The sequence below is a fragment of the Kineococcus mangrovi genome (assembly GCF_041320705.1).
In the GTDB taxonomy this organism is placed as follows: Bacteria; Actinomycetota; Actinomycetes; order Actinomycetales; family Kineococcaceae; genus Kineococcus; species Kineococcus mangrovi.
This window is the reverse complement of the sequence record NZ_JBGGTQ010000002.1, coordinates 547,638-570,486: the sequence shown is the minus strand read 5'-3', so window position 1 is coordinate 570,486 and position 22,849 is coordinate 547,638. Positions and strand designations below refer to the sequence as shown.

At 74.7% G+C, this 22,849-nt stretch carries 28 protein-coding genes and 1 riboswitch; of the genes, 16 read left to right on the top strand and 12 right to left on the bottom strand.

All coding sequences use genetic code 11. The features are described from left to right. Positions 1-58: 58 nt before the first annotated feature. Together AB2L28_RS05850 and AB2L28_RS05845 are read left to right on the top strand one after the other, a co-directional pair. Positions 59-217 carry a hypothetical protein gene (locus tag AB2L28_RS05850; protein WP_370717785.1) on the top strand — a complete coding sequence of 53 codons (159 nt, stop codon included), beginning with the start codon at positions 59-61 and terminating at the stop codon, positions 215-217. Next, positions 217-1,830 carry a hypothetical protein gene (locus tag AB2L28_RS05845; protein WP_370717784.1) on the top strand — a complete coding sequence of 538 codons (1,614 nt, stop codon included), beginning with the start codon at positions 217-219 and terminating at the stop codon, positions 1,828-1,830. Before AB2L28_RS05850 ends, AB2L28_RS05845 begins: the two co-directional genes overlap by 1 nt. A gap of 7 nt (positions 1,831-1,837) precedes the next feature. Here the strand turns inward: AB2L28_RS05845 and AB2L28_RS05840 are convergent, their stop codons facing one another. Beyond that, positions 1,838-2,626 carry a helix-turn-helix transcriptional regulator gene (locus AB2L28_RS05840; protein ID WP_370717783.1) on the bottom strand — a complete coding sequence of 263 codons (789 nt, stop codon included), beginning with the start codon at positions 2,624-2,626 and terminating at the stop codon, positions 1,838-1,840. Between the two features lie 50 nt (positions 2,627-2,676). Here AB2L28_RS05840 and AB2L28_RS05835 point away from each other — a divergent pair, with 50 nt between their 5' ends. The 3 genes from AB2L28_RS05835 to AB2L28_RS05825 are packed head-to-tail and all read left to right on the top strand — an operon-like array spanning position 2,677 to position 4,072. Next, positions 2,677-3,108 carry a DUF2000 family protein gene (locus AB2L28_RS05835; protein ID WP_370717782.1) on the top strand — a complete coding sequence of 144 codons (432 nt, stop codon included), beginning with the start codon at positions 2,677-2,679 and terminating at the stop codon, positions 3,106-3,108. Between the two features lie 20 nt (positions 3,109-3,128). After that, entirely contained in the window at positions 3,129-3,482 is a 354-nt protein-coding gene (locus AB2L28_RS05830) for an STAS domain-containing protein (protein WP_370717781.1), read from the top strand. Next, positions 3,479-4,072, top strand: coding sequence for a DUF1684 domain-containing protein (locus tag AB2L28_RS05825; protein ID WP_370717780.1), 594 nt, complete (start codon positions 3,479-3,481; stop codon positions 4,070-4,072). The genes AB2L28_RS05830 and AB2L28_RS05825 overlap by 4 nt, the downstream gene beginning before the upstream one ends. 4 nt (positions 4,073-4,076) lie before the next feature. On the opposite strand, the gene AB2L28_RS05820 is transcribed toward AB2L28_RS05825, so the two are convergent. Together AB2L28_RS05820 and AB2L28_RS05815 are read right to left on the bottom strand one after the other, a co-directional pair. Further along, entirely contained in the window at positions 4,077-4,628 is a 552-nt protein-coding gene (locus tag AB2L28_RS05820; RefSeq protein WP_370717779.1) for a hypothetical protein, read from the bottom strand. Between the two features lie 62 nt (positions 4,629-4,690). Next, positions 4,691-5,491, bottom strand: coding sequence for an exodeoxyribonuclease III (locus tag AB2L28_RS05815; RefSeq protein WP_370717778.1), 801 nt, complete (start codon positions 5,489-5,491; stop codon positions 4,691-4,693). Positions 5,492-5,561: 70 nt separating this feature from the next. Here AB2L28_RS05815 and pyrE point away from each other — a divergent pair, with 70 nt between their 5' ends. The 3 genes from pyrE to AB2L28_RS05800 are packed head-to-tail and all read left to right on the top strand — an operon-like array spanning position 5,562 to position 7,344. Continuing rightward, positions 5,562-6,128: an orotate phosphoribosyltransferase gene (pyrE, locus tag AB2L28_RS05810; protein ID WP_370717777.1), complete on the top strand. Its 567-nt coding sequence runs from the start codon at positions 5,562-5,564 to the stop codon at positions 6,126-6,128. After that, positions 6,128-6,508 carry a hypothetical protein gene (locus AB2L28_RS05805; protein ID WP_370717776.1) on the top strand — a complete coding sequence of 127 codons (381 nt, stop codon included), beginning with the start codon at positions 6,128-6,130 and terminating at the stop codon, positions 6,506-6,508. The genes pyrE and AB2L28_RS05805 overlap by 1 nt, the downstream gene beginning before the upstream one ends. A 2-nt stretch (positions 6,509-6,510) precedes the next feature. Next, positions 6,511-7,344, top strand: coding sequence for a methyltransferase domain-containing protein (locus AB2L28_RS05800; RefSeq protein ID WP_370717775.1), 834 nt, complete (start codon positions 6,511-6,513; stop codon positions 7,342-7,344). Between the two features lie 18 nt (positions 7,345-7,362). Here the strand turns inward: AB2L28_RS05800 and AB2L28_RS05795 are convergent, their stop codons facing one another. From AB2L28_RS05795 to AB2L28_RS05770, 6 genes are all read right to left on the bottom strand, one after another. Continuing rightward, entirely contained in the window at positions 7,363-8,016 is a 654-nt protein-coding gene (locus AB2L28_RS05795; protein ID WP_370717774.1) for an IMPACT family protein, read from the bottom strand. Next, entirely contained in the window at positions 8,013-8,636 is a 624-nt protein-coding gene (locus AB2L28_RS05790) for a DedA family protein (protein ID WP_370717773.1), read from the bottom strand. Before AB2L28_RS05790 ends, AB2L28_RS05795 begins: the two co-directional genes overlap by 4 nt. A gap of 30 nt (positions 8,637-8,666) precedes the next feature. Continuing rightward, on the bottom strand, positions 8,667-9,092 hold the full coding sequence (locus AB2L28_RS05785) for an acyl-CoA thioesterase (RefSeq protein ID WP_370717772.1): 426 nt from the start codon (positions 9,090-9,092) through the stop codon (positions 8,667-8,669). Between the two features lie 23 nt (positions 9,093-9,115). Further along, the gene (locus AB2L28_RS05780) at positions 9,116-9,856 is read right to left on the bottom strand and encodes a DedA family protein (protein ID WP_370717771.1); all 741 of its coding nucleotides are present in this window, start codon (positions 9,854-9,856) and stop codon (positions 9,116-9,118) included. A 184-nt stretch (positions 9,857-10,040) separates the two neighbouring features. Further along, on the bottom strand, positions 10,041-11,159 hold the full coding sequence (locus AB2L28_RS05775) for a Gfo/Idh/MocA family protein (protein ID WP_370717770.1): 1,119 nt from the start codon (positions 11,157-11,159) through the stop codon (positions 10,041-10,043). Then, on the bottom strand, positions 11,156-11,956 hold the full coding sequence (locus tag AB2L28_RS05770) for a sugar phosphate isomerase/epimerase family protein (protein ID WP_370717769.1): 801 nt from the start codon (positions 11,954-11,956) through the stop codon (positions 11,156-11,158). The genes AB2L28_RS05775 and AB2L28_RS05770 overlap by 4 nt, the downstream gene beginning before the upstream one ends. Positions 11,957-12,101: 145 nt before the next feature. On the opposite strand from AB2L28_RS05770, the gene AB2L28_RS05765 reads away from it, so the two are divergent. The 8 genes from AB2L28_RS05765 to AB2L28_RS05730 are packed head-to-tail and all read left to right on the top strand — an operon-like array spanning position 12,102 to position 18,439. After that, positions 12,102-12,509 carry an ankyrin repeat domain-containing protein gene (locus tag AB2L28_RS05765; protein ID WP_370717768.1) on the top strand — a complete coding sequence of 136 codons (408 nt, stop codon included), beginning with the start codon at positions 12,102-12,104 and terminating at the stop codon, positions 12,507-12,509. 59 nt (positions 12,510-12,568) lie between these two features. Next, on the top strand, positions 12,569-12,976 hold the full coding sequence (locus AB2L28_RS05760) for a TOBE domain-containing protein (RefSeq protein ID WP_370717767.1): 408 nt from the start codon (positions 12,569-12,571) through the stop codon (positions 12,974-12,976). Continuing rightward, positions 12,973-13,752, top strand: a complete 780-nt coding sequence (gene modA, locus AB2L28_RS05755; RefSeq protein WP_370717766.1) for a molybdate ABC transporter substrate-binding protein — start codon at positions 12,973-12,975, stop codon at positions 13,750-13,752. The genes AB2L28_RS05760 and modA overlap by 4 nt, the downstream gene beginning before the upstream one ends. Continuing rightward, positions 13,749-14,567, top strand: a complete 819-nt coding sequence (locus AB2L28_RS05750; RefSeq protein ID WP_370717765.1) for an ABC transporter permease — start codon at positions 13,749-13,751, stop codon at positions 14,565-14,567. The genes modA and AB2L28_RS05750 overlap by 4 nt, the downstream gene beginning before the upstream one ends. After that, a complete protein-coding gene (locus AB2L28_RS05745) occupies positions 14,564-15,670 on the top strand; it encodes a sulfate/molybdate ABC transporter ATP-binding protein (protein ID WP_370717764.1) in 1,107 nt (368 codons plus the stop codon). Before AB2L28_RS05750 ends, AB2L28_RS05745 begins: the two co-directional genes overlap by 4 nt. A gap of 48 nt (positions 15,671-15,718) precedes the next feature. Beyond that, on the top strand, positions 15,719-16,606 hold the full coding sequence (locus AB2L28_RS05740; RefSeq protein WP_370717763.1) for an ABC transporter ATP-binding protein: 888 nt from the start codon (positions 15,719-15,721) through the stop codon (positions 16,604-16,606). Beyond that, positions 16,603-17,778, top strand: a complete 1,176-nt coding sequence (locus AB2L28_RS05735) for an ABC transporter permease (protein WP_370717762.1) — start codon at positions 16,603-16,605, stop codon at positions 17,776-17,778. The genes AB2L28_RS05740 and AB2L28_RS05735 overlap by 4 nt, the downstream gene beginning before the upstream one ends. A 19-nt stretch (positions 17,779-17,797) precedes the next feature. Then, the gene (locus AB2L28_RS05730; RefSeq protein ID WP_370717761.1) at positions 17,798-18,439 is read left to right on the top strand and encodes a TrmH family RNA methyltransferase; all 642 of its coding nucleotides are present in this window, start codon (positions 17,798-17,800) and stop codon (positions 18,437-18,439) included. A gap of 102 nt (positions 18,440-18,541) precedes the next feature. On the opposite strand, the gene AB2L28_RS05725 is transcribed toward AB2L28_RS05730, so the two are convergent. From AB2L28_RS05725 to AB2L28_RS05715, 3 genes are all read right to left on the bottom strand, one after another. Further along, the gene (locus AB2L28_RS05725; protein WP_370717760.1) at positions 18,542-19,228 is read right to left on the bottom strand and encodes a transglycosylase family protein; all 687 of its coding nucleotides are present in this window, start codon (positions 19,226-19,228) and stop codon (positions 18,542-18,544) included. Next, a riboswitch (cyclic di-AMP (ydaO/yuaA leader) is annotated at positions 19,225-19,396 on the bottom strand. (Overlaps the previous gene by 4 nt.) Before the next feature lie 169 nt (positions 19,397-19,565). After that, the gene (locus AB2L28_RS05720; RefSeq protein WP_370717759.1) at positions 19,566-20,327 is read right to left on the bottom strand and encodes a lysophospholipid acyltransferase family protein; all 762 of its coding nucleotides are present in this window, start codon (positions 20,325-20,327) and stop codon (positions 19,566-19,568) included. Between the two features lie 117 nt (positions 20,328-20,444). Beyond that, positions 20,445-22,736: an SDR family oxidoreductase gene (locus AB2L28_RS05715; protein WP_370717758.1), complete on the bottom strand. Its 2,292-nt coding sequence runs from the start codon at positions 22,734-22,736 to the stop codon at positions 20,445-20,447. Positions 22,737-22,849: the final 113 nt, after the last annotated feature.

Below are 22,849 nucleotides of genomic sequence, written 5' to 3'. Positions count from 1 at the left end.
GCTGCGCCGGACGAGTGTTCCCGCCCGGCGCGGCGGTGCGCTGCGGCAGACTGGAACCGTGACGACCGACCACCGCGAGCTCGGGCGCGTCCCGGCCGACGGCGGTCGTCTCGACCCGCGCCTCCAGGCGACCTCGTCGGGGACGGCCCACGGCGCCCTGACGTCCCGCGTCGGGACGGCGGACGAGGACCGGGAGCGGGGAGGGGAGGGGACCTGATGGTCGAGGTGTTGTTCGAGGGTCGCGTCTGTGTCGACTACCACCAGTTCTACCTGGAGTCCGGAGAGGCGGAGGGGACGTTCACGGAGGCTTTCGAGGGGCAGGAGAACGGTCTGCTGGGGGGTGGTGTCCCCGGCGCGCTGACCGTGTCGGTGGGGACGGCCCTCGGGAACGTGGGCCTGCGGGTCCTCCTCCGGGACGACGAACCCGCCGAGCCGGGCCTCGAGTGGGAGGACGTGGTCGAGGTGTCGTTCACCCCGGCCGGTCGCGAGGTGGGTGTCCGGGAACCGCTCGGCGGGCCGGTCGTCCGGTTCGGCCTACCTGCCGCCGACTACCGCGTCCGGCTCTGCGCCCGGGGGATCGACGACGCCTGGGACGGCACGGTCGGTGAGGACGAACCGCTCGTGGACCACTACGAACTCACCTTCTGGCCCGCGGCGCCCGCTGCCGACGCCGTCGTCCGACTGACGAGCCGGAACGAAGTCGCGGCCCATCGGGCCCGGGACCCCGAACTGGCCCGGGAGGACCTCGCCGCCGCCTGGGAGGGGGACCCGCCCGACGACCGGCTGGTGGCCGACGGCCTGGCCGAGTGGTTCACCCGTCTGGACCGGCCGCTGGCGGAGGCCCTTCTGGCCGCTGGCCCCCTCGTGCAACGGCAGGTGGCGTACTGGGCCGCTGAACGCGGATTGCGCGAGTCCGGCATCGTCGACCTCGACGTCGTCGCGGCGGGCCTGTGGTCGTTGCGGGCCGACCGTCCCCTGCCACCGCCGTTCACCGATCCGGGCTGGATGTACCAGGTGCTGGACGACCACCCGGAGAACCCCCGTCGAGTCGTGCGGGTCCAGGGGCACGAGAACGACCAGGGGGGAGCAGCCCTCTTCGCCGTGCTCCAAGCCATCGACCCCGACCCTCTGGACGCTGCGTTCAGCGCGATCTCCGGGCTGCGGGGCGTCGTGGGTGACGAGGGGGCCGGCGCCGTCCTGGCTGCGGCGCGCGCCGCCCTGGCCCAGCTCGTGGAGGAGTTGGGCCCCGAGCCACGACCCGACAGTCGCGCTTCCGTGCCCCACGAGGACGTCGGGGTGCACTTCGTCGAGGTCGGGCCGGACGAGGGCTGGTTCGAACCCGGAACCCTGCTGTCCCCGGACGATCCTGCGGCGCAGTACCTGGACCCACGGCCCGCGCGGCAGCAGATCGCGGACCTCGCCGCAGCACTGCCCGACCTCGTGCCCCGTCTCGAGGCGATCGAGCCCGGGCAGCAGCGGGACCTCGCCTTCGAACTCGCCCGCAACGCCTGCCAGATGAGTGGGCTGAACCAGCTCCACTGGGTGAACGACGCGTTCCTCGCCTTCGGTCAGACGTCGTCGCCGGAACCCTGGTCCACCGGTGCAGAGGGGGCGTGGCTCATGTCGCACCCTCGGCTCGGGGAGCGGACGACCCTGCACGACGGGGTTCCCGTCCCCGCGTGGCCGCTGGCCCTGCGCGCAGTGAAGCACGCCGTCGGTCCCGACCCCGGTCACGCGTTGCTGCTGTCGCTCGTCGCTGCTCTGCAGACCGCCGGCGACACCCGGAGGGAGGACGTCCTGAGGTTCGTCGAGCACCGCCTGTCGGTGTGACGGGACCTCAGCCCGTGAACCGCCCCGGCGTCGTCCCCAGCACCCGTCGGAAGTGCCGCGTGAGGTGCGGCTGGTCGTGGAACCCGGCGAGCACGGCGGCCTCGGCGGGGCGGTGCCCGGTGAGCAGCAGGCGCCGGGCGAGGTCGACGCGCCGGCCGGTGAGGTAGGCGTGCGGCGGCATCCCGACCTCCCGGGTGAACGTGCGGACGAGGTGGGCGCTGGACACCCCGAACCGGGCGGCCGCGTCGGCCAGCAGCACGCCGTCGACGACGTGCTCGTCGAGCAGGGTCCGCAGCCGGCGGGCCAGGGGCGCGTCGCGCCGGTGCGAGGGCGGGGTCCGCAGGACGTGGGCGGTGACGGCGTCGAGCAGCACCGCGGCCCGGGCGTGGACGTCGAGGGGGTCGGCGTCGAGCACCGGGTCACCGCTCAGTCGGGCGTGCAGGTCCCGGGCCGCGGCGGTCAGGCGGGGATCGGGCAGTTCGGGCGCGTCCGCCAGCCGGCCCGCGGCGGTCGTGGGTAGGGCGCCCGGTTCGAGGTAGAGCACGCGCTTGCGGAACCCCGTCGCCGTCGCGGCCCGGCCGTCGTGCGGGACGTGCGGCGGCAGCAGCGTCACGTGGCGGCCGGTGTCGTGCGGGCGGCGGTCGAGGTCGTAGTGCACGGCTCCGTCCTCGACGAGCAGCAGCGTCCACGTGTCGTGCGTGTGCAGCGGGTAGGCGTGCTCGACGAACCGGGCGCTCAGCACCTCCGCGATGCCGGGGACGTCCGGCCGGTGGCTGCGCACGCGTTCCGAGCCCACGTCAGGAACGTACAAGACCCCCGCACCCCGCCCGGGGGACCGTGGCGCTCGTGACCGACACCCGCCCCGACACCCGCCCCGACACCCGCACCGCCGTCCTCGTCCGCGACGACCTCGCGCCCTGGCAGCGCCTCAACGTCACGGCCTTCCTCCTCAGCGGGATCACCGCGGCCCACCCCGAGCTGGTCGGGGAGCCCTACGCCGACGCCGACGGCAACGCCTACCTCGCCCTGCTCGGTCAGCCCGTCCGCGTGTTCGAGGGCGACGCGGCGACCCTGCGCGCCGCCCGGCAGCGGGCCGTCACCCGTGACCTGTCGACCGCCCTGTTCACCGCGGAGATGTTCACGACCGGCCACGACGCGGCCAACCGGGCCGCGGTCGCGGCGGTCGCGGCGGCGGACCTCGACGTCGTCGGCCTCGCCGTGCACGGCCCGAAGAACGGGGTGGACAAGGTTCTCAAGGGAGCCCGCGCGCACCCCTGACGCTCGGTTACATTCAGGAGGTGACCTCGGGCAACACCTTCACGGGACCTCCCGGATCGGTGGACGTGCGCCTCGAGGAGGACCCGCCCCTCGTGCTGGTGACGCTCGCCGGCGAGGTCGACACCGACCTCGGACCCGAGTTCGAGCGGTGCGTCGACGAGGCGCTCGCCGCCCGCCGGCCCGTCGTCGTGGACGCGACGGACGTCACCTTCATGGACTCCACGGGGCTGGGGTTCCTCGCCCGCCTCGCCTCGCGCAGCGGGGAACGCCGCATCACGGTGCGTGGAGCGCCCGAGCACGTGCGCCACCTCGTCCACCGTGCTCGACTGGAGGAGATGATCGACCTGCAGACCCGCCCCGGTACCCCCGCGTGAGCCGCCTCGACGTCCTCGACTGGCGCCGCCGCGTCACCGACCTCTACGCCGCCGTGCGGGCCTCGGCTCCCGAGGAGGGTCACGCGCTCTGGCGCGCCGGGCGCGAGGACCTCTTCACCCACCACCCGGCCGGGCCGCTGCTGCCCGCCGACCGCGCCGCCTTCACCGGGCTGCCCGTCGCGCCCTACGACCCCGCGCTGCGGTTCGAGGTGCCCGTCGAGGACGCGGGAGCACTCCGGCGCGAAGCCGTCACCGGCACCGACGGCACCGTCGTCTTCGAACGGGTCGGCACCGTCACGCTGCCCGGGGTGGGCGCGCTGGACCTCTGGTGGCTCGACCAGTACGGCGGTGGGCTGTTCCTGCCGCTGAAGGACCCCGGCCCCGGGTACGGCGGCGGCCGCTACCTCCTGGACACCGTCAAGGGCGCCGACCTGGGCAGCACCGCGCGCGGTCTCGTCGTCGACCTCAACTTCGCCTACCCGCCGAGCTGCGCCTACGACCCGGCGTGGGCGTGCCCGCTGCCCCCGCCCGGCAACGTCGTCGACGTGCCCGTCGCGGCCGGCGAACTCGCCGGCCCGTGGGGCGGTTGATCCCTCAGTCGAACGGGACCGCTTGCGCCGGAACGCGATCGCGCAGGTCCACCACGCGCGGTGCCCGGCCCCGGCGCCACGCGCCCAGCAGCAGTTCCGTGGCCTCCTCGTCGCTCGCGCAACGGAACATGCCGAGGGTGTAGATGCGGGCGGCCTCCTCGGCCTGCCGGTGCCAGGAGAACTCCTCGCCCAGCTGCAGGTACACGTCGACGTCCGCGCCGCGGCTGTCGAGGACCTCGTCGGCCAGGGCGACGGCCTCGCGCAGGTGCCCGCACACCAGCAGCGCCGCCACGACGTAGCAGCGGGTGTCGGGGGCGACGTGGTCGCCGGTGCCGAGCGCCTCCCGGGCCAGCCGCAGGGAGCGTCGCGCGTCCCCGGCGAAGGCGGCGTGCTCGCTGGCCGCCACCAGCAGCCGGCCCCGCGTCACGGAGTCGCCCGGCACCGCGCGCCGCGCCCAGGTCTGCAGGAGGTCGGCGACGGCCCGTTGCCCCCGGGCGTCGTTGGCCGCGCTCAGTTCGACCCGTTCGAGGTCCTCGCAGCTCACAGGTGCTCGCACCGTTCGAACCTAGTGAGACGACTCCTCGCCCGTCGCGCCCGCGGAGCCCGTTCGGCCAGGGTTCACGCGTTCGGCGCAAGCTCCACGATCACGGGGGCGTGGTCGGAGGCCCCCTTGCCCTTGCGTTCCTCGCGGTCGATGGTGGCCCCGCTGACGCGCTCGGCCAGCGCCGGGGAACCCAGCACGAAGTCGATCCGCATCCCCTGGCGCTTCGGGAAGCGCAGCTGCGTGTAGTCCCAGTACGTGTACGTGCCCGGACCGGGTGCGTACGGCCGCACGACGTCGGCGAACCCGGCGTCCACGAGGGAGCCGAACTCCGCGCGCTCGGGCTCCGAGACGTGGGTGGCGCCCGCGAAGAAGTCCACGTCCCACACGTCCTCGTCGGTGGGGGCGACGTTGAAGTCCCCGACGAGGGCCACCTGCGCCCGCGGGTCCTGCGCCAGCCAGCCCGCCCCCGCCGACCGCAGCTCCTGCAGCCACGCCAGCTTGTAGACGTAGTGCGGGTCGTCGAGCCCGCGGCCGTTCGGCACGTACAGGCTCCACACGCGCACCCCGCCGCACGTCGCCCCGATCGCGCGGGCCTCCGCCACGGCGGGTTCACCGAAGTGCGGCACGTCGGCGGAGAAGCTCGTGCTGACGTCCTCCAACCCCACGCGCGAGACGAGGGCCACGCCGTTCCACTGCGACAGGCCGTGGTGGGCGACCTCGTAGCCGAGGTCGAGGAAGGCCTGCTCGGGGAACTGCTCGTCCTTGCACTTGGTCTCCTGCAGCGCCACGACGTCGACGTCGCTGCGGTCGATCCACGCCAGCACGCGGTCGAGGCGGGCACGGACGGAGTTCACGTTCCAGGTCGCGAGGCGCACGCGCGGGACGTTACCGCCCGCGGCCCCGGGTGCCCGGACGAGCCGCCCGCAGCACCTAAGCTTCGGGACCGTGAGCACCGACCGAGAACGTCTCGCCGACCTCGTCGCGGCCAAGGCCGTCGTCCACGGCAGGGTCACGCTGTCCAGCGGCGAGGAGGCCGACCACTACGTCGACCTGCGCCGGATCAGCCTCGACGGCGAGGCGTCCGCCCTCGTCGGGCCCGTCCTGCTGGACCTGGTGTCGGACTGGGACTTCGCCGCCGTCGGGGGGCTCACCATGGGCGCCGACCCCGTCGCCCTCGCCGTGGTCCACGCCGCCAACGCCCGCGGCTGGGCGCAGGCCCACGACGGTGCCGCGCTCGACGCGTTCGTCGTCCGCAAGGCCGAGAAGGCGCACGGCCTGCAGCGCCGCATCGAGGGCCCCGACGTCGCCGGCCGCCGCGTGCTGGCCGTCGAGGACACCTCCACCACGGGCGGGTCGGTCCTCACCGCCGTCGCGGCGCTGCGCGAGGCCGGCGCCGAGGTCGTCGGCGTCGCCGTCATCGTCGACCGCGACACCGGCGCCAAGGAGAGGGTCGAGGCCCAGGGCGTCCCCTACCGCTACGCCTTCGGCCTCGCCGACATCGGGCTCGCCTGATGGGCGCCGCCGGGACGGTCGTGCTGGTCGTCGTCGTCCTCCTCGTCCTCGTCGCCGCGCTGTGGGCCCTCAGCACGCGCGCCGGTCTCGTCCGGATGCGGGACCTCGCCGTCGAGGCCGGGGCGCTCGCCGAGCAGCGTCGCAGCCGGCTCGCGGACCTGTCCGCGCACGTCGTCTCCCAGGAGGCCACCGAGAGCGGCGCCGACCCGCAGACGGTCAAGGCGCTCGCCGACGCCGAGCACCGGCTCGCGGGGGACGTGGCCTTCCACGACGCCGCCGTCCGCGCCTACGACGCCCGCCTGCACGCCGTCCCGGCGTCCTGGGTCGGGGCCCTGTCCGGGCTGCACCCGCTCGGCGCGGCGGCCGAGCACCAGCGCTGAGCGTGCTCGCCGAGGTCCTCCCGGCGCTGCGCTGCCCCCACTGCGCCGGGCAGCTCGACCTGTCCGGTCGGGTCCTCGGGTGCGCCGCGGGACACCGGTTCGACCTCGCCCGCCAGGGGTACGTGAACCTGGCCGTGGGCCGCTCGGCCCCCGGTGACACCCCCGGGATGGTCACCGCCCGCGACGCCTTCCTCTCCGCGGGCCACTACGGGCCGGTCGCGGCGGCGCTCGCCGACCGCGCGGTCCCCGGCCTCGTCGTCGACGTCGGCGGGGGGACCGGGTACTACCTCGCGGCCGTCGTCGAGGCCACCGGCGGGCGGGGGGTCGTCGTCGAACCGTCCGCCGCGGCGCTGCGCCGCGCCGCGCGCGCCCACCCGCGCGTCGCGGCCGTCGGGGCGGACGTCTGGCGCGGGCTGCCGTTCGCGACGGGGTCCGTCGACGTCGTGACGACCGTGTTCGCCCCGCGCGGCGTGGCCGAGGTCGCGCGGGTGCTGCGGCCCGGCGGCCGCTGGGTCGTCGTGACCCCGCTGGCCGAGCACCTCCGGGAGGTGCGCGGACCCCTCGGCATGGTCGGGGTGGAGGAGCGCAAGGCCGAGCGCCTGCACGCCGACCTCGCCGACGGGGCCGGGTTCGAGGTCCTGGCCGAGGACGAGCTGCGCTTCACCCGCACGCTGGAGCGCGACAGCCTGCGCGCGCTCGTGCTCATGGGCCCCAGCGCCCACCACGTCGACGCGGCCGCCCTCGACGCGCGGCTCGACGCCGCCCTCGCCGGCCGGCCCGGGGGCCTCGACGTCACCGTGGGTGTCCGGCTCACGGTCGCCGGCCCGGCTCGTTGACCTCGCAGGACCCGTCGCTCAGTCGGGTGCCGGACGACGGGCCACCCCCGGGACCGGGCGGACGGCGGGGCCGAGGCCCTCGACGGTCACGGTGAGCGAGACGGCCGCGAGGTGCGCGGCGAGCCCGTCGGCCCCGCCCCGGGCGACGGCGACGACGGCGTGCCAGCCGTCCCCGGCCCACTGCACGTCCTCGACGGCGAAGGCGCGGCGCAGCTCGGCCTCCACCCGGCCGCCGTCGGCGAGGCCGGCCGAGACCCGGACCAGCTCGACCCACCGCCGCGCGACGGTGCCGGCCCCGGTGAGGGCCGCGCTCACCGACCCGCCGTAGGCGCGGACGAGCCCGCCGGTCCCCAGCAGCACCCCGCCGAACCAGCGGGTCACGACGACGGCGACGTCGCTCACCCCCGCGCCCCGCAGCGCGGCGAGCATCGGCGCGCCGGCCGTCCCGGCGGGTTCGCCGTCGTCGGAGGAGCGCTGCCCCTGCCCGTCCTCGCCGAGCACCCACGCGGTGCAGTGGTGCCGCGCGTCGGGGAACTCCCGGCGCACCCGGGCCACGACGTCCTCGGCGTCCGCGACGGAGGCGACGGGTTCCAGGGTCGTCAGGAAGCGGGAGCGCTCGACGACGAGCTCGGTGCGGACGGCGCGGGCCGGGACGGGCAGCGGGTCGCTCACGAGCGTGCGCGGGCCCGGCGGCGGCGGACCCAGGAGACGAGCGGGGCGACGATGGAGACGAGGATCGCGACTCCGGCGATGGAGTAGGCCAGCGTCCGCACCCACGGCAGGGAGTCGGCCGCGTACCCGGCGAGGACGAGCAGCGCCCCCCAGCACAGCGCACCGACGACGTTCGCGGAGGCGAACTTCGGGTACGACATGGCGGCGGTGCCGGCGATGATCGGGGTGAACGCCCGCAGCCACGGGATGAAGCGGCAGGCCACGACGGCGAACCAGCCGTACTTGGCGTAGAACGCCTCGGCCTTGGGCAGGTGGTGGGCGGCCTTGCCGGCGCGGCGCAGCAGCCAGGGGCGGCCGAGCCGGCGACCGGACCAGTAGCCGACGGTGTCACCGAGGATCGCGGCCAGCGTCACCCCGACGACGAGGACCGGCAGCGACAGCGGGGAGTCCTCGCGCGCGGCGAGCAGGCCCGCGGTGAACAGGACGCTGCTGCCCGGCAGCCAGAACCCGACGAGGGTTCCCGTCTCGGCGAAGACGATCCCGAAGACGAGCACGTACAGACCGAGCGCGCCCAGGTCCTCCAACGGGGGGTCGGCGAGGTGGGCGAGCCAGTCGGACACCCCGCGATCCTCTCAGGGGGAAGGGTGCCCTCACGCGGTGAGGGTGGCGAGCCGGGCCCTCTCGTCGTCGTCGAGCCGCCGCGGCCGGCCCGTGGCGAAGTCGTAGGCCACGCACACCGTCGACGCCGTGACGTAGGTCGTCGGGACCCCGGTGACGGGCGGGTCCGGTTCGCGGACCTCGTAGTCCACCTCGAAGCTGGCCCCGCCGACCCGGCCGACCCACAGGTCGACGGCCACCGGTTCCATCCGGTAGTCCAGCGGTGCCCGGTACTCGATCGTGTGCTTGGCCACGACCATCCCCGTCGCCAGCATCGGCGCGGACCCCTCGGGGGAGGCCATCCCGAAGGCCCGGACGCGGGCCTCCTCGAGCAGCCTCAGCAGCTCGACGTTGTTCACGTGGCGGTAGGCGTCCATGTCGCCCCACCGCAGGGACAGGAGCAGGCGCTGGCGCGGCACCCGGACATCCTGCCGGGTGGGTGTCAGCGGCGGTTCTGGGGGGTCTGGTGCTCGGGGACGGCGGGCTGGGGCGGCAGGCTGTTCGCGCGGCGCTGCTTGGCGCGGTCGCGCAGGTACTCGATGCCGACGGGGATGAGCGACAGAACGACGAGCAGGAGCAGACCGAGTTCGAGGTTCTCGCGGATGAGCCTGACGCTGCCGAGGGCGTAGCCGAGGAGCGTGATGCCGGTCGCCCAGGCCACGGCGCCGATCGCGGAGAAGGTGAGGAAGACGCGGCGCGGCATGGCACCGGCCCCTGCGGCGAGGGTGATGAAGGTGCGGACGACGGGGACGAAGCGGGCCAGGATGATCGCGCGGGCGCCGTAGCGCTCGAAGAAGGCGCGCGTCTGCTCGACCCGCTTCGGCGTCAGCAGCCGGGAGCCCTCCCGCTGGAAGATCGCCGGCCCGACCTTGTGGCCGATCTCGTAGCCGACGACGTTGCCGAGGAACGCCGCGACCGACAGCAGGAGGCAGGAGACCCACAGCGGGTCCTGGAGGATGCCCGAGTGGGTGAACAGCCCGACGGTGAACAGCAGGGAGTCGCCGGGCAGGAAGAACATGAACAGCCCGCACTCGACGAACACGATGGCCACCGAGACCCACAGCGCGGCGATGCCGAGGGAGTCCAGGAAGCTCTCGGGGTTCGCCCAGTCCGGCAGCAGGGCCGGAGCGGCAGCAGGTGCGACGGACCCCAGGGCGGCCGAGAACTCGGCGAGGAATGACACGACCTCAGGGTAAGTGCCGCCGCGGGACCCGAGGGTGGGCCGGCCCGGAGTTCAGCCCAGAGGATGACCGGTCCTCGCCAAGACCACCCGCTCGTCGGACGCCGTACGGGTGGGGCCCGGGTGGGGTGGTGCTCGCCGTCCGGCGCTGCGGCGCCGGACGACGAGCCCTCCCGGGGACGACGCCTCAGACGGTGCGGGTGGTGGGGTCCCAGTCCTGGGGCAGCAGCTCGGCGGGGGTCACGGTGCTGGCCAGGGACACGAACTCCTGCTCGCGGGCGGACTGCTCGATGCAGACCATCGCGTCGAGCACGTGGTGGGCCAGCGCCCCCTGCACCCGGTGCTCGCGCCCGGCGCGGATGGCGCGGGCCATCTCCAGCACCCCGGTGCCGCGGGTGGAGACCGCCTCGGTGCGGGCCAGCAGTTCCCAGTCCTGCCCCGTGCGGCGGCGGACCATGAGGTCGCCGTCGAAGGTGTTCGGGTCCGGCAGGGCCAGCGTGGCCTCGGTCCCGGTGATCTCCACGAACCCGTGCCGGGGCAGGGGGGAGTCGAAGCTGAAGATGCTCTGCGAGCTCTGGCCCCCGGCGAACTGCGCGATGGCGCTGACGTGGGTGGGCACGGTGACGTCGAAGACCTCCCCGGCCTTGGGGCCGGAGCCGATGGTCCGCTGCGGGCGGGAGGTGCCGGCCAGCGCGGCCACGGAGGTGATCGGCCCGAACGCCTGCACCAGCGTCGTCAGGTAGTAGGGGCCGACGTCGAACAACGGCCCGGCGCCGGGGGCGAACAAGAACGCCGGGTTGGGGTGCCAGGACTCCGGGCCCGGGGACTGCATCAACGTCAACGCGCTCAACGGGGTGCCGATGTCCCCGCGGCGCAGCACCGACAGCGCGGTCTGCAGACCGGTGCCGAGGAAGGTGTCGGGCGCGCAGCCCAGCCGGACCCCGCCCGCCTGGGCGGCCGCGATCAGCTGCTGCCCGCCGTCGCGGTCCAACGCGACCGGTTTCTCCGACCACACGTGCTTGCCGGCGGCGATCGCGGCCGAGGAGACCTCCACGTGGGCGGACGGGATCGTCAGGTTGACGACGATCTCGACGTCGTCGTGCTCCAGGACCGCCTCGATGCCGCCGTGCACCGCCACCGAGTGCTCCTCGGCGCGTGCTCTCGCGGCCTGGGGGAACAGGTCGCCGATGGCGTGGACGGCCACGTCGGGGAAGGAGGTGAGGTTCTCCAGGTAGGTGCCGCAGATGACGCCGGCGCCGATGATGCCGATCCCGACCGGCCCGGTGCGGGGTGCGGGGGCGCTCATGCCCGGGCCCCGGTGCCCGCCTGCTGGGACAGGCCCGCGCGCAGGTTGGTGTAGCTGTCGTGGACGGCGGTGAGCATGTCCCCGGTGGTGTCGTCCAGCTCGATGACGCCCAGCTCGACGTCCCCGCACGCGGCCAGGATCGCGGCGGTGTCGATCGCGCCGGTCCCGAACGCGACCTGCGCCTTGTCGTCCCGCGAGCCGTCACCGTCCTTCAGGTGCACCGCCTTCACCCGCGAGCCGAGGCGGTCCAGCAGGTCGGGCACGTCCACCCCGCCCACCACGGCCCAGTAGGTGTCGACCTCCAGCGCCACCGAGGGGTGCAGGTGCTCGGCCAGGACCTCCAGCGCGGGCCGGCCGGCCAGGCGGGTTTCCAACTCGAACTCGTGGTTGTGGTAACCGATGGTGATGCCGTGGTCGGCGGCGCGGGCGGCGGCGGTGTTCAACTCGTCGGCGATCGCGGCCACGTCCTCGCGGGTGCTCCAGCGGGCCCGGTCGACGTGCGGTTCGACGACCAGGGTGGTGCCGGTCGCCCGGGCGGCGGTCAGGACCGCGTCCAGGTCGGCGCCGACCACGCTGGCGTGCGCGGAGGGCGCCGAGAGCCCGTGCGCGGCCAGCGCCGGGGCCAGTTGCCGGGCCGAACCGGTCAGCCCGAACGGTTCGACCTGGGTGAACCCGATCGCGGCCAGCCGGGCCAGCGTGGCCTCGGTGTCAGCAGCCAGCGCCTCCCGGACGCTGTACAGCTGCACCGAGATCCACGACGCGTCGACAGCGGTGGGTGCGGTTGCCTCAGGGGTCATGAGCGGAGTTCGTCCTTCCAGAGGTGACGGACGTCCGCCTGGACGCCCTCGTCCCCGGTCCGGACGCGAACCGAACCGGTTCAGCAACCGTACGTCCGGTCCCCGCCGCAGCGCTACCCCCGGCGTCCCTCGTTACGCTCCGACCGTGACCCAGGGGCTGACCGAGGACGAGCTGGACTTCCTGCACGGGACCTTCGACCTGGCGCGCGAGGGAGCCACGGCCGCCCTCGCGGAGCGGCTCGACGCGGGTGTCCCGGTGAACCTCACGAACTCGGCCGGTGACACCCTGCTGATCCTGGCCGCGTACCACGGGCACGCCGAGACGGTCCGCGCGGTCCTCGAACGCGGCGCCGACCACGCGCGGGTCAACGACAAGGGGCAGACGGCCCTCAGCGCGGCCGTCTTCCGGCGGGCCGGCGAGATCGTCGAGCTGCTCCTCGACGCGGGCGCCGACCCGGGCCTCGGGCGCCAGTCCGGGGTCGCCGTGGCGCAGTTCTTCGACCTCCCCGAGATGGCTGCGCTCCTCGCGGAACGGACCGGACACCGACCCTGAAGCCGCACGTGCGGATCGGTGGACTCGAAGAGCCCGCAGGTGCGGGTTAGGATCCGCGCGTGCCCTCGTACCGCATCCGCGACGTCGCCGACCTGCTCGGCGTCTCCGACGACACCGCCCGCCGCTGGACCGACAGCGCCGCCCTGGCGAGCAGCAAGGACGCCGCCGGCCGCACCGTCGTCGACGGGGCGGCGCTGGCCGCCTTCGCCGTCGAGAACGCGGTGACGGCCGCGACCGACACCACGGCGGTCGCCCGCTCCGCGCGCAACCGCTTCGCCGGCCTCGTCACGCGCGTCGTCGCCGACGGCGTCATGGCCCAGGTCGAGATGCAGTGCGGGCCGCACCGCGTCGTCTCCCTCATGAGCGCCGAGGCCGCCGCCGAGCTCGGCCTGGAACCGGGCAGCCGCGCGACCGCGGTCGTCAAGGCGACCACCGTCATCGTCGAGACCCCCGAGGGGCGCTCGTGAGGGGGCGGGCCCTCGTGGCCGGTCTGGCCGTCGCGCTGCTCGCGGCCTGCGGCGGCGGTGAGGACGGGCCGAGCGCGGCCGGCACGAGCAGCGCCCCCGCCGAACGGACCCTCACCGTCTTCGCGGCCGCCTCCCTGACGGCCACGTTCACGCAGCTCGGCACCGAGTTCGAGGCCGCGCACCCCGGAGTCCGCGTCCGGCTCAACTTCGCCGGGTCCTCCGACCTGGCGACGCAGATCGGCGAGGGCGCACCCGCCGACGTCTTCGCCTCGGCCAACGAGAGCACCATGGCGAAGGTCACCGGGCAGTCCCTGACGGCCGGCGAGCCCGTCGACTTCGCGACCAACGTCCTGGAGATCGCGACCCCGCCGGGCAACCCCGCGGGCATCACCGGGTTCGCCGACCTCGCCCGGCCCGGCGTCAAGGTCGTCGTGTGCGCGCCGCAGGTCCCGTGCGGGGCGGCGACCGAGACGGTGGAGGAGGCGTCCGGGGTGACGTTGTCGCCCGTCAGCGAGGAACCGTCGGTGACCGACGTCCTCGGCAAGGTCACCTCCGGCGAGGCCGACGCCGGCCTCGTCTACGTCACGGACGTCCGCGACGCCGGGGACGCGGTGACCGGCGTGGAGTTCCCCGAGTCCTCCGCCGCCGTGAACACCTACCCCGTGGCGGCCCTGGAGGACGCGACCGACGCCGGGCTGGCCGAGGAGTTCGTCGACTTCGTGACGGGGCCGGACGGACGGGAGGTGCTGCAGGACGCGGGGTTCGGCACGCCGTGACCGCGCGCGCCCGGACGGTCCGGCGCGGCGGGGGCGCGGGGGGGAGCGCGCTGCCCCGGTGGGTGCTCGTCCCGGCCGCGCTGGGGTTGCTGCTGTTCGTGCTGCCCTTGCTCGGGATCCTCTCGCGCGTCCCGTGGGCCCGGTTCGCAGCGCTCATCACCTCCGAGTCCGCCCTCACGGCGCTGCTGCTCAGCCTGCGGACCGCGTCCGTGAGCACCGTCCTGTGCGTCCTGCTCGGCGTCCCGATGGCGCTGGTCCTGGCCCGCGGCCACGTCCCGGGGACCCGCGTGCTGCGCTCCGTCGTGCTGCTGCCCCTCGTCCTGCCCCCCGTCGTCGGCGGCCTGGCGCTGCTGTGGGTGCTGGGGCGGCGTGGGCTGATCGGCGCGACCCTGTCGGTCCTCGGCGTCGAGGTGGGCTTCACGACCGCGGCCGTCGTGCTGGCGCAGACGTTCGTCTCGCTGCCGTTCCTCGTGCTCAGCCTGGAGGGGGCGCTGCTCACGGCCGGGGACCGCTACGAGTCGGTCGCCGCGACCCTCGGCGCCCGCCCCGGCCGCGTCCTGGTCCGGATCACCGTCCCCCTCATCGCACCGGGGTTGCTCTCCGGTGCCGTGCTCGCCTTCGCCCGCGCGCTGGGGGAGTTCGGGGCCACGATCACCTTCGCCGGCAGCCTGCAGGGCGTCACGCGCACCCTGCCGTCGGCGATCTACCTCCAACGCGAGACCGACCCCGACGCCGCGGCGGCGATGTCGCTGCTGCTCGTCGTCGTCGCGGTCGTGGTCGTCGTCGCCGTCCGGGGCCGGCGGAGCGTGCTGTGAGCCTGCACCTCGACGTCCGGTTCGGCCCCCGCGACCTGGACGTCGCCCTCGACGTCGCGGCGGGGCAGGTCGTCGCCGTCCTCGGCCCCAACGGGGCGGGGAAGTCGACGCTGCTCGCGCTCCTGGCGGGGCTGCTGCGCCCCACCGCCGGCCGCATCGTGCTCGACGGCACCGTCCTGGCCGAGGGCGGCGGGGCCTTCGTGCCCCCCCACCGGCGCGGGGTCGGGCTGCTGGCCCAGGAGGCGCTGCTCTTCCCCCACCTCGACGTCGCCGCGAACGTCGCCTTCGGCCCGCGCAGCACCGGCGCGTCCAGGTCCCGGGCCCGCGCCCGCGCGAGCGAGGTCCTCACCGAGGTGGGGATGGCCGGGTTCGCGGACCGCCGTCCGCACCAGCTGTCCGGGGGGCAGGCGCAGCGCGTCGCGATCGCCCGCGCCCTGGCCGCCGACCCCCGCCTGCTGCTGCTGGACGAACCCCTCGCCGCGCTCGACGTGGCCGCCGCCCCCGAGGTGCGCCAGGTGCTGCGCCGGGTCCTCGGCCGCGGGGAGCGCTCGGCGGTGCTCGTCACCCACGAACCCCTCGACGCCCTCGCGCTCGCCGACCGGGCCGTCGTCGTCGAGGCCGGCCGCGTCGTGGAGGACGGGTCGGTGCAGCAGGTCCTCACGGCCCCGCGCAGCCGGTTCGCCGCCCAGCTGGCCGGTCTGGACCTGCTGCCCGGGGTGTTCACGACCGACGGCCTGCGCACCCCGGACGGTGGGCTGGTCGCCGGGCTGCCCGGCGACGGCCCCGCGGTGCCGGGACGCCCCGGGGTGGCCGTCTTCAGCCCGTCGGCCGTCGCCGTGCACGCCGCCGACCCCGGCGGCAGCCCGCGCAACCGCTGGGCCGCGACCGTCGTCGACGTCAGCCCGCGCGGGGAGGTGGTGCGCGTCCGCGCGCGCCTGGACGGGGTGCGCGGCCACGACGTCGCCGACGTCCTGGCCGACGTCACCGTCGGTGCCGCCGCCGAGCTCGACCTCGCGCCCGGGGCGGCCGTGCACCTCGCCGTCAAGGCCACCGCCGTCCGCCTGCACCCCACCATCGAGGGGGAACGGGTGCCGGTCCGGTAGACGTTCGGTGGACGCGGGTGTCCCCGACCGGCCCCTAGGTTCGGGCGGGTGCTCGCCCTCGACAACATCACCCGCCGCTTCGGGGAGCGTCTCGCCCTCGACGACGTCAGCCTGAGCGTCCCCGACGGGCGCATGGTCGGCTTCGTCGGCGCGAACGGGGCCGGGAAGACCACGACCATGCGCATCGCGCTCGGTGTCCTGGCCGCCGACTCCGGGACGGTCACGTTCCGCGGGAAGACGCCCGACCTCGCCACCCGCCGACGCTTCGGGTACATGCCCGAGGAACGCGGCCTGTACCCCAAGGGGCGGTTGCTCGAGCAGCTCGTGTTCCTCGCCCGGCTGCACGGCGTGGACCGCGCGGTGGCGACGCGCCGCGGTCAGGACCTCCTCGACCGCCTGGGGCTGGGGGACCGGGCCCGCGACAAGCTGGAGTCGCTGTCGCTGGGGAACCAGCAACGCGTCCAGGTCGCCGCCTCCCTCGTCCACGACCCCGAGCTGCTCGTCCTCGACGAGCCGTTCTCCGGCCTGGACCCCCTCGCCGTCGACGCGATGGCCGACCTGCTGCGGGAGAAGACCGCCGCGGGGGTCGGCGTCCTGTTCTCCAGCCACCAGCTGGACCTCGTCGACCGGTTGTGCGACGACCTCGTCGTCCTGCACGGCGGCCGTGTCGTCGCCTCGGGGGAACCCGAGAAGCTGCGCCGCGAGCGCGCCGGGTCCCGGTACGAGCTCGTCGCCGACGGCGATCTCGGCTGGCTCGCGGCCGTCCCCGGCGTCACGGTGCTCGAGCGGCGCCGGCACGGGCTCGTCCTGGAGCTGTCCGGTGCGCCCGACCTCGACCAGACCGTCCTCTCCGAGGCGGTCCGCCGCGGCCCGGTGCGCTCGTTCGCACCGATGCTGCCCTCGTTGTCCGAACTGTTCCAGGAGGTGTCCCGGTGAGGGGCCAGTGGTGGATCGTCGCCCAGCGCGAGATGACCGAGCGACTGCGGGACAAGGGCTTCATCATCTCCACGGTCCTGCTCTTCGTCATCGTCGCCGTCGCCGCGGTGCTGCCGGGTCTCATCTCGGGCGGGTCCGACGACTACGACGTGGCCGTGACCGCGCAGTCGCGCCCGTACGTGGAGACCGCCCAGTCGGGTGAGGACACCGGTGACCGCGTCGTCCTGCGCGACGAGCCCGACGCGGCCGCCGCCGAGCGCGCCGTCCGGGACGGCGACGTCGACGCGGCCGTGCTCGTCACCGGCACCGGGGTCGCGATCGTCGGGGACCGCGCCGTGTCGGACACCCTCTCCGGTGTCCTGGCCACCCGCGTCGTCGCGGCGCAGCGGGTCGCCGCGTTCGAGGAGCTCGGGGTCGGCGCCGACGACGTGCGGGCGGTCTTGTCGCTGCCGCCGCCGACCACGGTGCTGCTGGCCCCCGACGCGGTGGACCCGTTCACGGTCTACCTGCTCGGTCTGGTCTTCGCCGTCCTGTTCTTCCAGATCGTCCTCATCTTCGGCTACGCCATCGCGCAGAGCGTGGTGCAGGAGAAGCAGACCCGCGTCATCGAGCTCCTGGTGACCACCGTCCCGGTCCGCCAGCTGCTCATCGGCAAGATCCTCGGCAACGGCATCCTGGCCTTCGGGCAGATCCTCGTGCTCGTCGTGGCGGGGATCCTCGCGCTGCGGTTCGCCCAGCCCGAACTGCTGGAGTCGATCCCCGCGATCCCGACGGCCGCCGCCTGGTTCCTCGTGTTCTTCCTGTTCGGGTTCGCGATGCTGTCGTGCCTGTGGGCGGCGGCCGGGGCGATGGCCAGCCGGCTGGAGGACCTGCAGTCCACCGCCACCCCGGTGCAGATGTTCGTCATGCTGCCGTTCTTCGCCTCGTTCGCGGTCAACGAGCCGGGGACGCTGCAGACGGTCCTGTCCTACGTCCCCCTGTCCTCACCGATGGTCATGCCCAAGCGGGTCGTCCAGGGCGACCTCCCCGTCTGGGAACCCCTGCTGTCCCTCGGCGTCATCGCGGTGACGGCCGTGCTGTTCGTGACCGTCGCGCGCCGGCTGTACGAGAACAGCCTCCTGCAGACGGGACGGTCCCTCGGGCTGAAGTCCGCGTGGCGGAAGGCCGCCTGAGACCTGGCAGGATCACCGGGTGCCGGACGAGCGGGTCGAGCAGGTCGAGCAGCGGGTCGTCGGTGTCGGTCCCTGGGAGGGGCCCTGGCCCGACGACCCGAGGTTCGACCCGGCGCTGCTCGCCGAGGGCGACCGTCGCAACGTCGTCGACGGATACCGGTACTGGTCGAACGCGGCGATCGTCGCCGACCTCGACACCCGCCGGCACCCGCTGCACGTGGCGGTGGAGAACTGGCAGCACGACGCCAACATCGGCTCGGTCGTGCGGACGGCGAACGCCGTCAACGCCGCGGGCGCCCACGTCGTCGGCCACCGCCGGTGGAACCGGCGCGGCGCGATGGTCACCGACCGGTACCTGTCGGTCCACCACCACGAGGACGTGGCGGCGCTGGCCGCGTGGGCCGCGGAGCGGGGGCTGCCCGTCGTCGGGATCGACAACGTCGAGGGGTCGGTCCCGCTGGAGACCTACGACCTGCCGCGCGAGTGCGTGCTGCTCTTCGGGCAGGAGGGCCCCGGGCTGACCGGGGAGGCCGTGGCGCACTGCGTCGACGTCCTGGCCATCGCGCAGTTCGGGTCGACCCGCTCCATCAACGTGGGGGCCGCCGCGGCGGTGGCGATGCACGCCTGGGTGCGGCGGCACGTGTTCGGGCAGCGGCCCTAGCGCGAGGCCCCCGGTCCGCCGCCGGACGACGAACGCCCCGGGCCGGCCGGGGCCGGACCCGGGGCGGGTCGCACGTCGCGCGGGCCGGCAGGCCCCGGGTCGTCAGGGCAGGACGAGCACCTGACCGACGACGATGTGCGCGGGGTTGTCCCCGATGGCGGCGCGGTTGGCGTTCCACACGGCCACGTAACCGCCGGCGACACCGTTGTTGACGGCGATCCGGTACAGCGTGTCGCCGGGGGCGACGACGTGGGTGCGAACACCGGCGGGTGCGGCCTCGGCGGCCGGAGCGGGGGCGGGCTCAGGAGCAGGAGCAGGAGCAGGAGCAGGAGCAGGCGCCGGAGCCGGCGCGGGCGCCGGGTGCAGCAGCGCGGCCTCCATGCCGGCCGGGTCGGCCGCACCCCGCAGGCCGAGCTTGCGGGAGCAGGACGGCCACGCGCGCCAGCCCTGCTTGGCCAGGACGCGCTCGGCGACGACGATCTGCTGCTCGCGGGAGGCGAGGTCGGCGCGCGGGGCGAACTGCCCGCCACCGAAGCCGGTCCACGTGCGGGCGCTGAACTGGACGCCGCCGTAGTAGCCGTTGCCGGTGTTGATGTGCCAGTTGCCGCTGGACTCGCACTGCGCGAGGCGGTCCCACTCCTGCACGGGAGCGGCCGAGGCGCTGGAGACCGGGGCGAGCAGCGCAGCGCCGGCGGCACCGGCGGCCGCGGTCGCGAGCAGGCCACGACGGACGAGCTTGGTGTTGCCGGGCGCGCGGTGGCGCGCGGGGGCGCGACGGATCGCAGACATGTGACCTCCAACGCCTGCGAGGTCAGCTGTCGGGTTCGGGTCGAAGGTGGTTTGACCCGGCCGCGCGGGCGCGGCTTCACCCCGAGGACTCCCGCCGGAGCGGTCGTCCGAGGAACGTGTGGGTCCCCCGCTCCTGCCCACGGGCTCTGCTTCCGGCGCGGTGGGCAGGACTCGGCGTTCCGCGGCCGTGTCCCCGGGGAACCCCGGGAACGTCCTGACGGTAACAAGTCAGCCGCCCGCCGTACACCGTCCCGCGACCCCGTCGTGACCCCGGGCCGCGGCGGCGAGCGGCGCGGGCACCCCCCGCGTGACGCAGATCACGCGAGCGGGCCCCGGGTCAGCTGTTCGCGAGCAGCTTCGCGACGGCTTCCTCGATGCGCGTCGTGAACTCCCCGGCCTTCTCGCCCTCACGACCGTGCAGGGGTTCGCCGAAGGTGACGTGGATCGGCGGTCGCCCCTTGACGGGCCAGTTCTTCTTCGGCGGCATGGCGTCGAAGGTGCCGCGCAGCGCGATGGGCACGACCGGCACCCCCGCGTCGAGGGCCAGGTACGCGGCCCCCTTCTTGAACGGGCGCATCTCGCCGGTGTAGCTGCGCCCGCCCTCGGCGAAGATCACCAGGCTCCAGCCGTCGGCCAGCAGCTGCGCCGACGGGTTCTGCCCGCGGCCCCCGCGACGTTCCAGCGGGTAGGTGCCGATGACCAGGCCCGACGGGGCCGCCCGCCACCAGACGTCGAAGAAGTAGTCGGCCGCGGCCGCGATGGCCACGCGCCGGCGGCGGCGGGGTCCGAGCGCCTCGAGGATGACGGGCGCGTCGAGGTGGGAGGAGTGGTTGGCGACGAGGACGGCCGCGGTCCCCAGCCGGTCCAGCGCCTCGACGTCGTGGACGTGGAGGCGCACCTGGGACTTCATGAGCGGGGTCATGAGCACCCGCTGCAGGGTGGCGCGGACGGTCGTCGCCGGCGCCGAGCGCACCCAGTCGTTGCGGTGGACGGCGCGCCCGCCCTCACCGGGTTCGGACGGGCCGGTGGAGCGCTTGCGCAGCGACGGCAGTGCGCGCACGATCCGGGTCGGTCGCGGGATCCCCATCAGCCTCGCCATCCTTCGGTCCTCGACACACCGGCGGTCACTGGCGGTGCGGAGTTCACAGGAGGCATCCTGCCACGGCCCCCGCCGCCGGGTCGGGCGCCACCACCGGCCCGACCGGTACCGCGCCGCTCAGTCCGTGCCGGCCAGCACCTGCTGCGGCACCCGCAACCGGCGGGTCGGGGAGGAGGCCGCCCAGTCGGCCACCGGCCAGCGCGAGGCGCGCGCCACCCGGAACAGTGGCACGTCGGGGGAGACGGCCGTCGGGTTGCCGACGGTCTTGAGCAGCGGCAGGTCGACGTGGGAGTCGGCGTAGGCGTAGCTCGCGGCCAGGTTCGCGCCCTCGACCTCGGCGTAGCGGCGCAACCACGCCGCGCGCGCCTCGCCCACCAGCGGCGGGGAGGTCAGGAAGCCGCTGGCGCGGCGGCGGCCGTCCGCGGTGGTCTCGTCGAGCTCGGTGCACACGACCTCGTCGAACAGACCCTCCAGCGGCCGGGTCACCTGCCGGACGTCCCCGGTCATGAGGATCGTGCGGTGGCCGGCGTCGCGGTGGGCCTGGATGCGCCGCAGCGCGTCCGAGGAGACCTGCTGCAGGAACGACGGCGCGAAGACGTCGTCGACGTAGGCCTCCAGGGCGTCGAGGTCGACGCCGGCGTACCCGCGGAACAGCGAGCGCAGGAAGCTGCCGCGGTCCCGGCGCTCGGCGGCGATCCACCCCGGCAGGTGCCGCATGATCCGGCCGAACTCGGCGATGCGGGCGGGAGCGTCCAGGGACGACAGCCGCAGCGTCAGGTAGGTGTCCACGACGGTGCCCGGCAGCAGGGTCCCGGCCAGGTCGAAGACGGCGACGACCGGGGCCGCGCCCTCGGTGGCCGGGCGCAGCTCGCGCGGGCCGCTCGCGGCGGCCTGGGTGCGGCGCCGGCGGATCTCGTCGTACTTGCGCATCTGCGCGGTCACGCTCGGGCAGTGCGACTGGAGCCAGTAGTGGTCCCAGTCGACCTCGGAGGTGTCGAAGCCCCACGTCTCGACGTCGGCCGGGTCCAGGGACCGGTGCAGCGCGAGGGTCCGGTCGTCGACGAAGCGCAGCTCGGCCTCGGTGTACGCCTTGTACAGGTCCATGTACCGGCGGGCGAACTCGATCTGGCGCTGGGCCTTGTCGAGCGTGCGCGAGACCTCGCGCACCTTGGCCGACCGCGGCGCCAGGGCCAGCACGCGGTTGCCGGCACCGGTCAGCAGCTCCCCGGCGCGCACCTTGCGCTCCACCGCCCGGCCGCCGGGGAAGTCCCACGTCGGCATGACGGCCGGGGAGGTGTCGAACGGGTGCTCGGTGAAGTAGGCGCGGATGTACTCGTAGATGTGCCGGAACGTCAGCGGGTTCCGGGCGCCGGAGGTGACGTGGTAGTACGCCGGCTGCGACAGCGGCGGCGGCGTGGCGGAGGCCTTGAGGATCGCGTTGACGACGTGGTCGATCGGCACCACGTCCAGGACGGAGTCCGGGGCGGCCGGGAACTCGGTGAGCTCACCGCGGCCGTAGGCCAGGATGATCGGCTCGGCCATCTTGAAACCCTCGATCCACCCCGGGTGCGGGTGCTTGACCGCGGACTCCACGATGCTCGGGCGCAGGATCGTCGTCGGGACCACGGGTGCGGCGATCTCCTCGACCAGCCGCTCACCCATGGCCTTGGTGAACGTGTAGCAGTCCGTCCAGCCCAGCGTCCGGGCGCGCTCCTTGCCCGCCGCCTTCTGCTGCGCGCTGACCCACGCGACGCGGCGCTCCTCGGCCCCGGCGGCCACGCTCAGCGGACCCGCCCGCCCGTGGTCGCGCTCGGCGGCGCGCAGGAAGCCCTTCAGCCGGCCCTCGAGCCGGGAGTCCTCCTCGATCCGCGCGGCCAGCCGCAGCCCCGAGGCGGTCTCGGTGCGCCAGTCGACCTGGTGCTCCACGGCCCGCTCGGGCACGGCGCCGCGGCGACGGCCGCCGACGTAGGCGGTGGAGACGTGGACGTAGTGGACCGCGCGCCCACCGCGCTCACCGGCCTCCAGCGTGCGCTCGACGAGGGCGCGGGTGCCCGTGACGTTCGTGGTGAAGGCGTCCTGGATGAGCGGGTCGAACGAGACGTCCCCCGCGCAGTGCACGACGACGTCGATGTCGGTGGGCAGCTCGGGCACGTCCGACAGGTCGCCCTCGAGGGCCTCCACGCGCGTCTTCAGCAGGTCGTCGGCCTCACCCGCGGCGCGGAAGATCGGCTTGCGCAGCACCGAGCGCAGGCGGTCCTCGCCGCTCTGCCCGGGCTTGGGGCGCACCAGCGCCACGGCCGTCGTGCCCGGCAGGTCGACGAGCAGGCGCTGCAGCAGCGCCTCACCGATGAAGCCCGTCACCCCGGTCAGGAGGAACCGCTTGCCGTCGAGCTGCTCAGCCAATCGCACGCGGAGGATCCTGCCACGGATGCCGCCCCCCTCCGTCCGTCCGGCGGGCGCGCACGACCGGAGAACCGGACCGGGCCCCGGGTCGTTCCCCCGGTGGACCCCGTGCCGCCGAC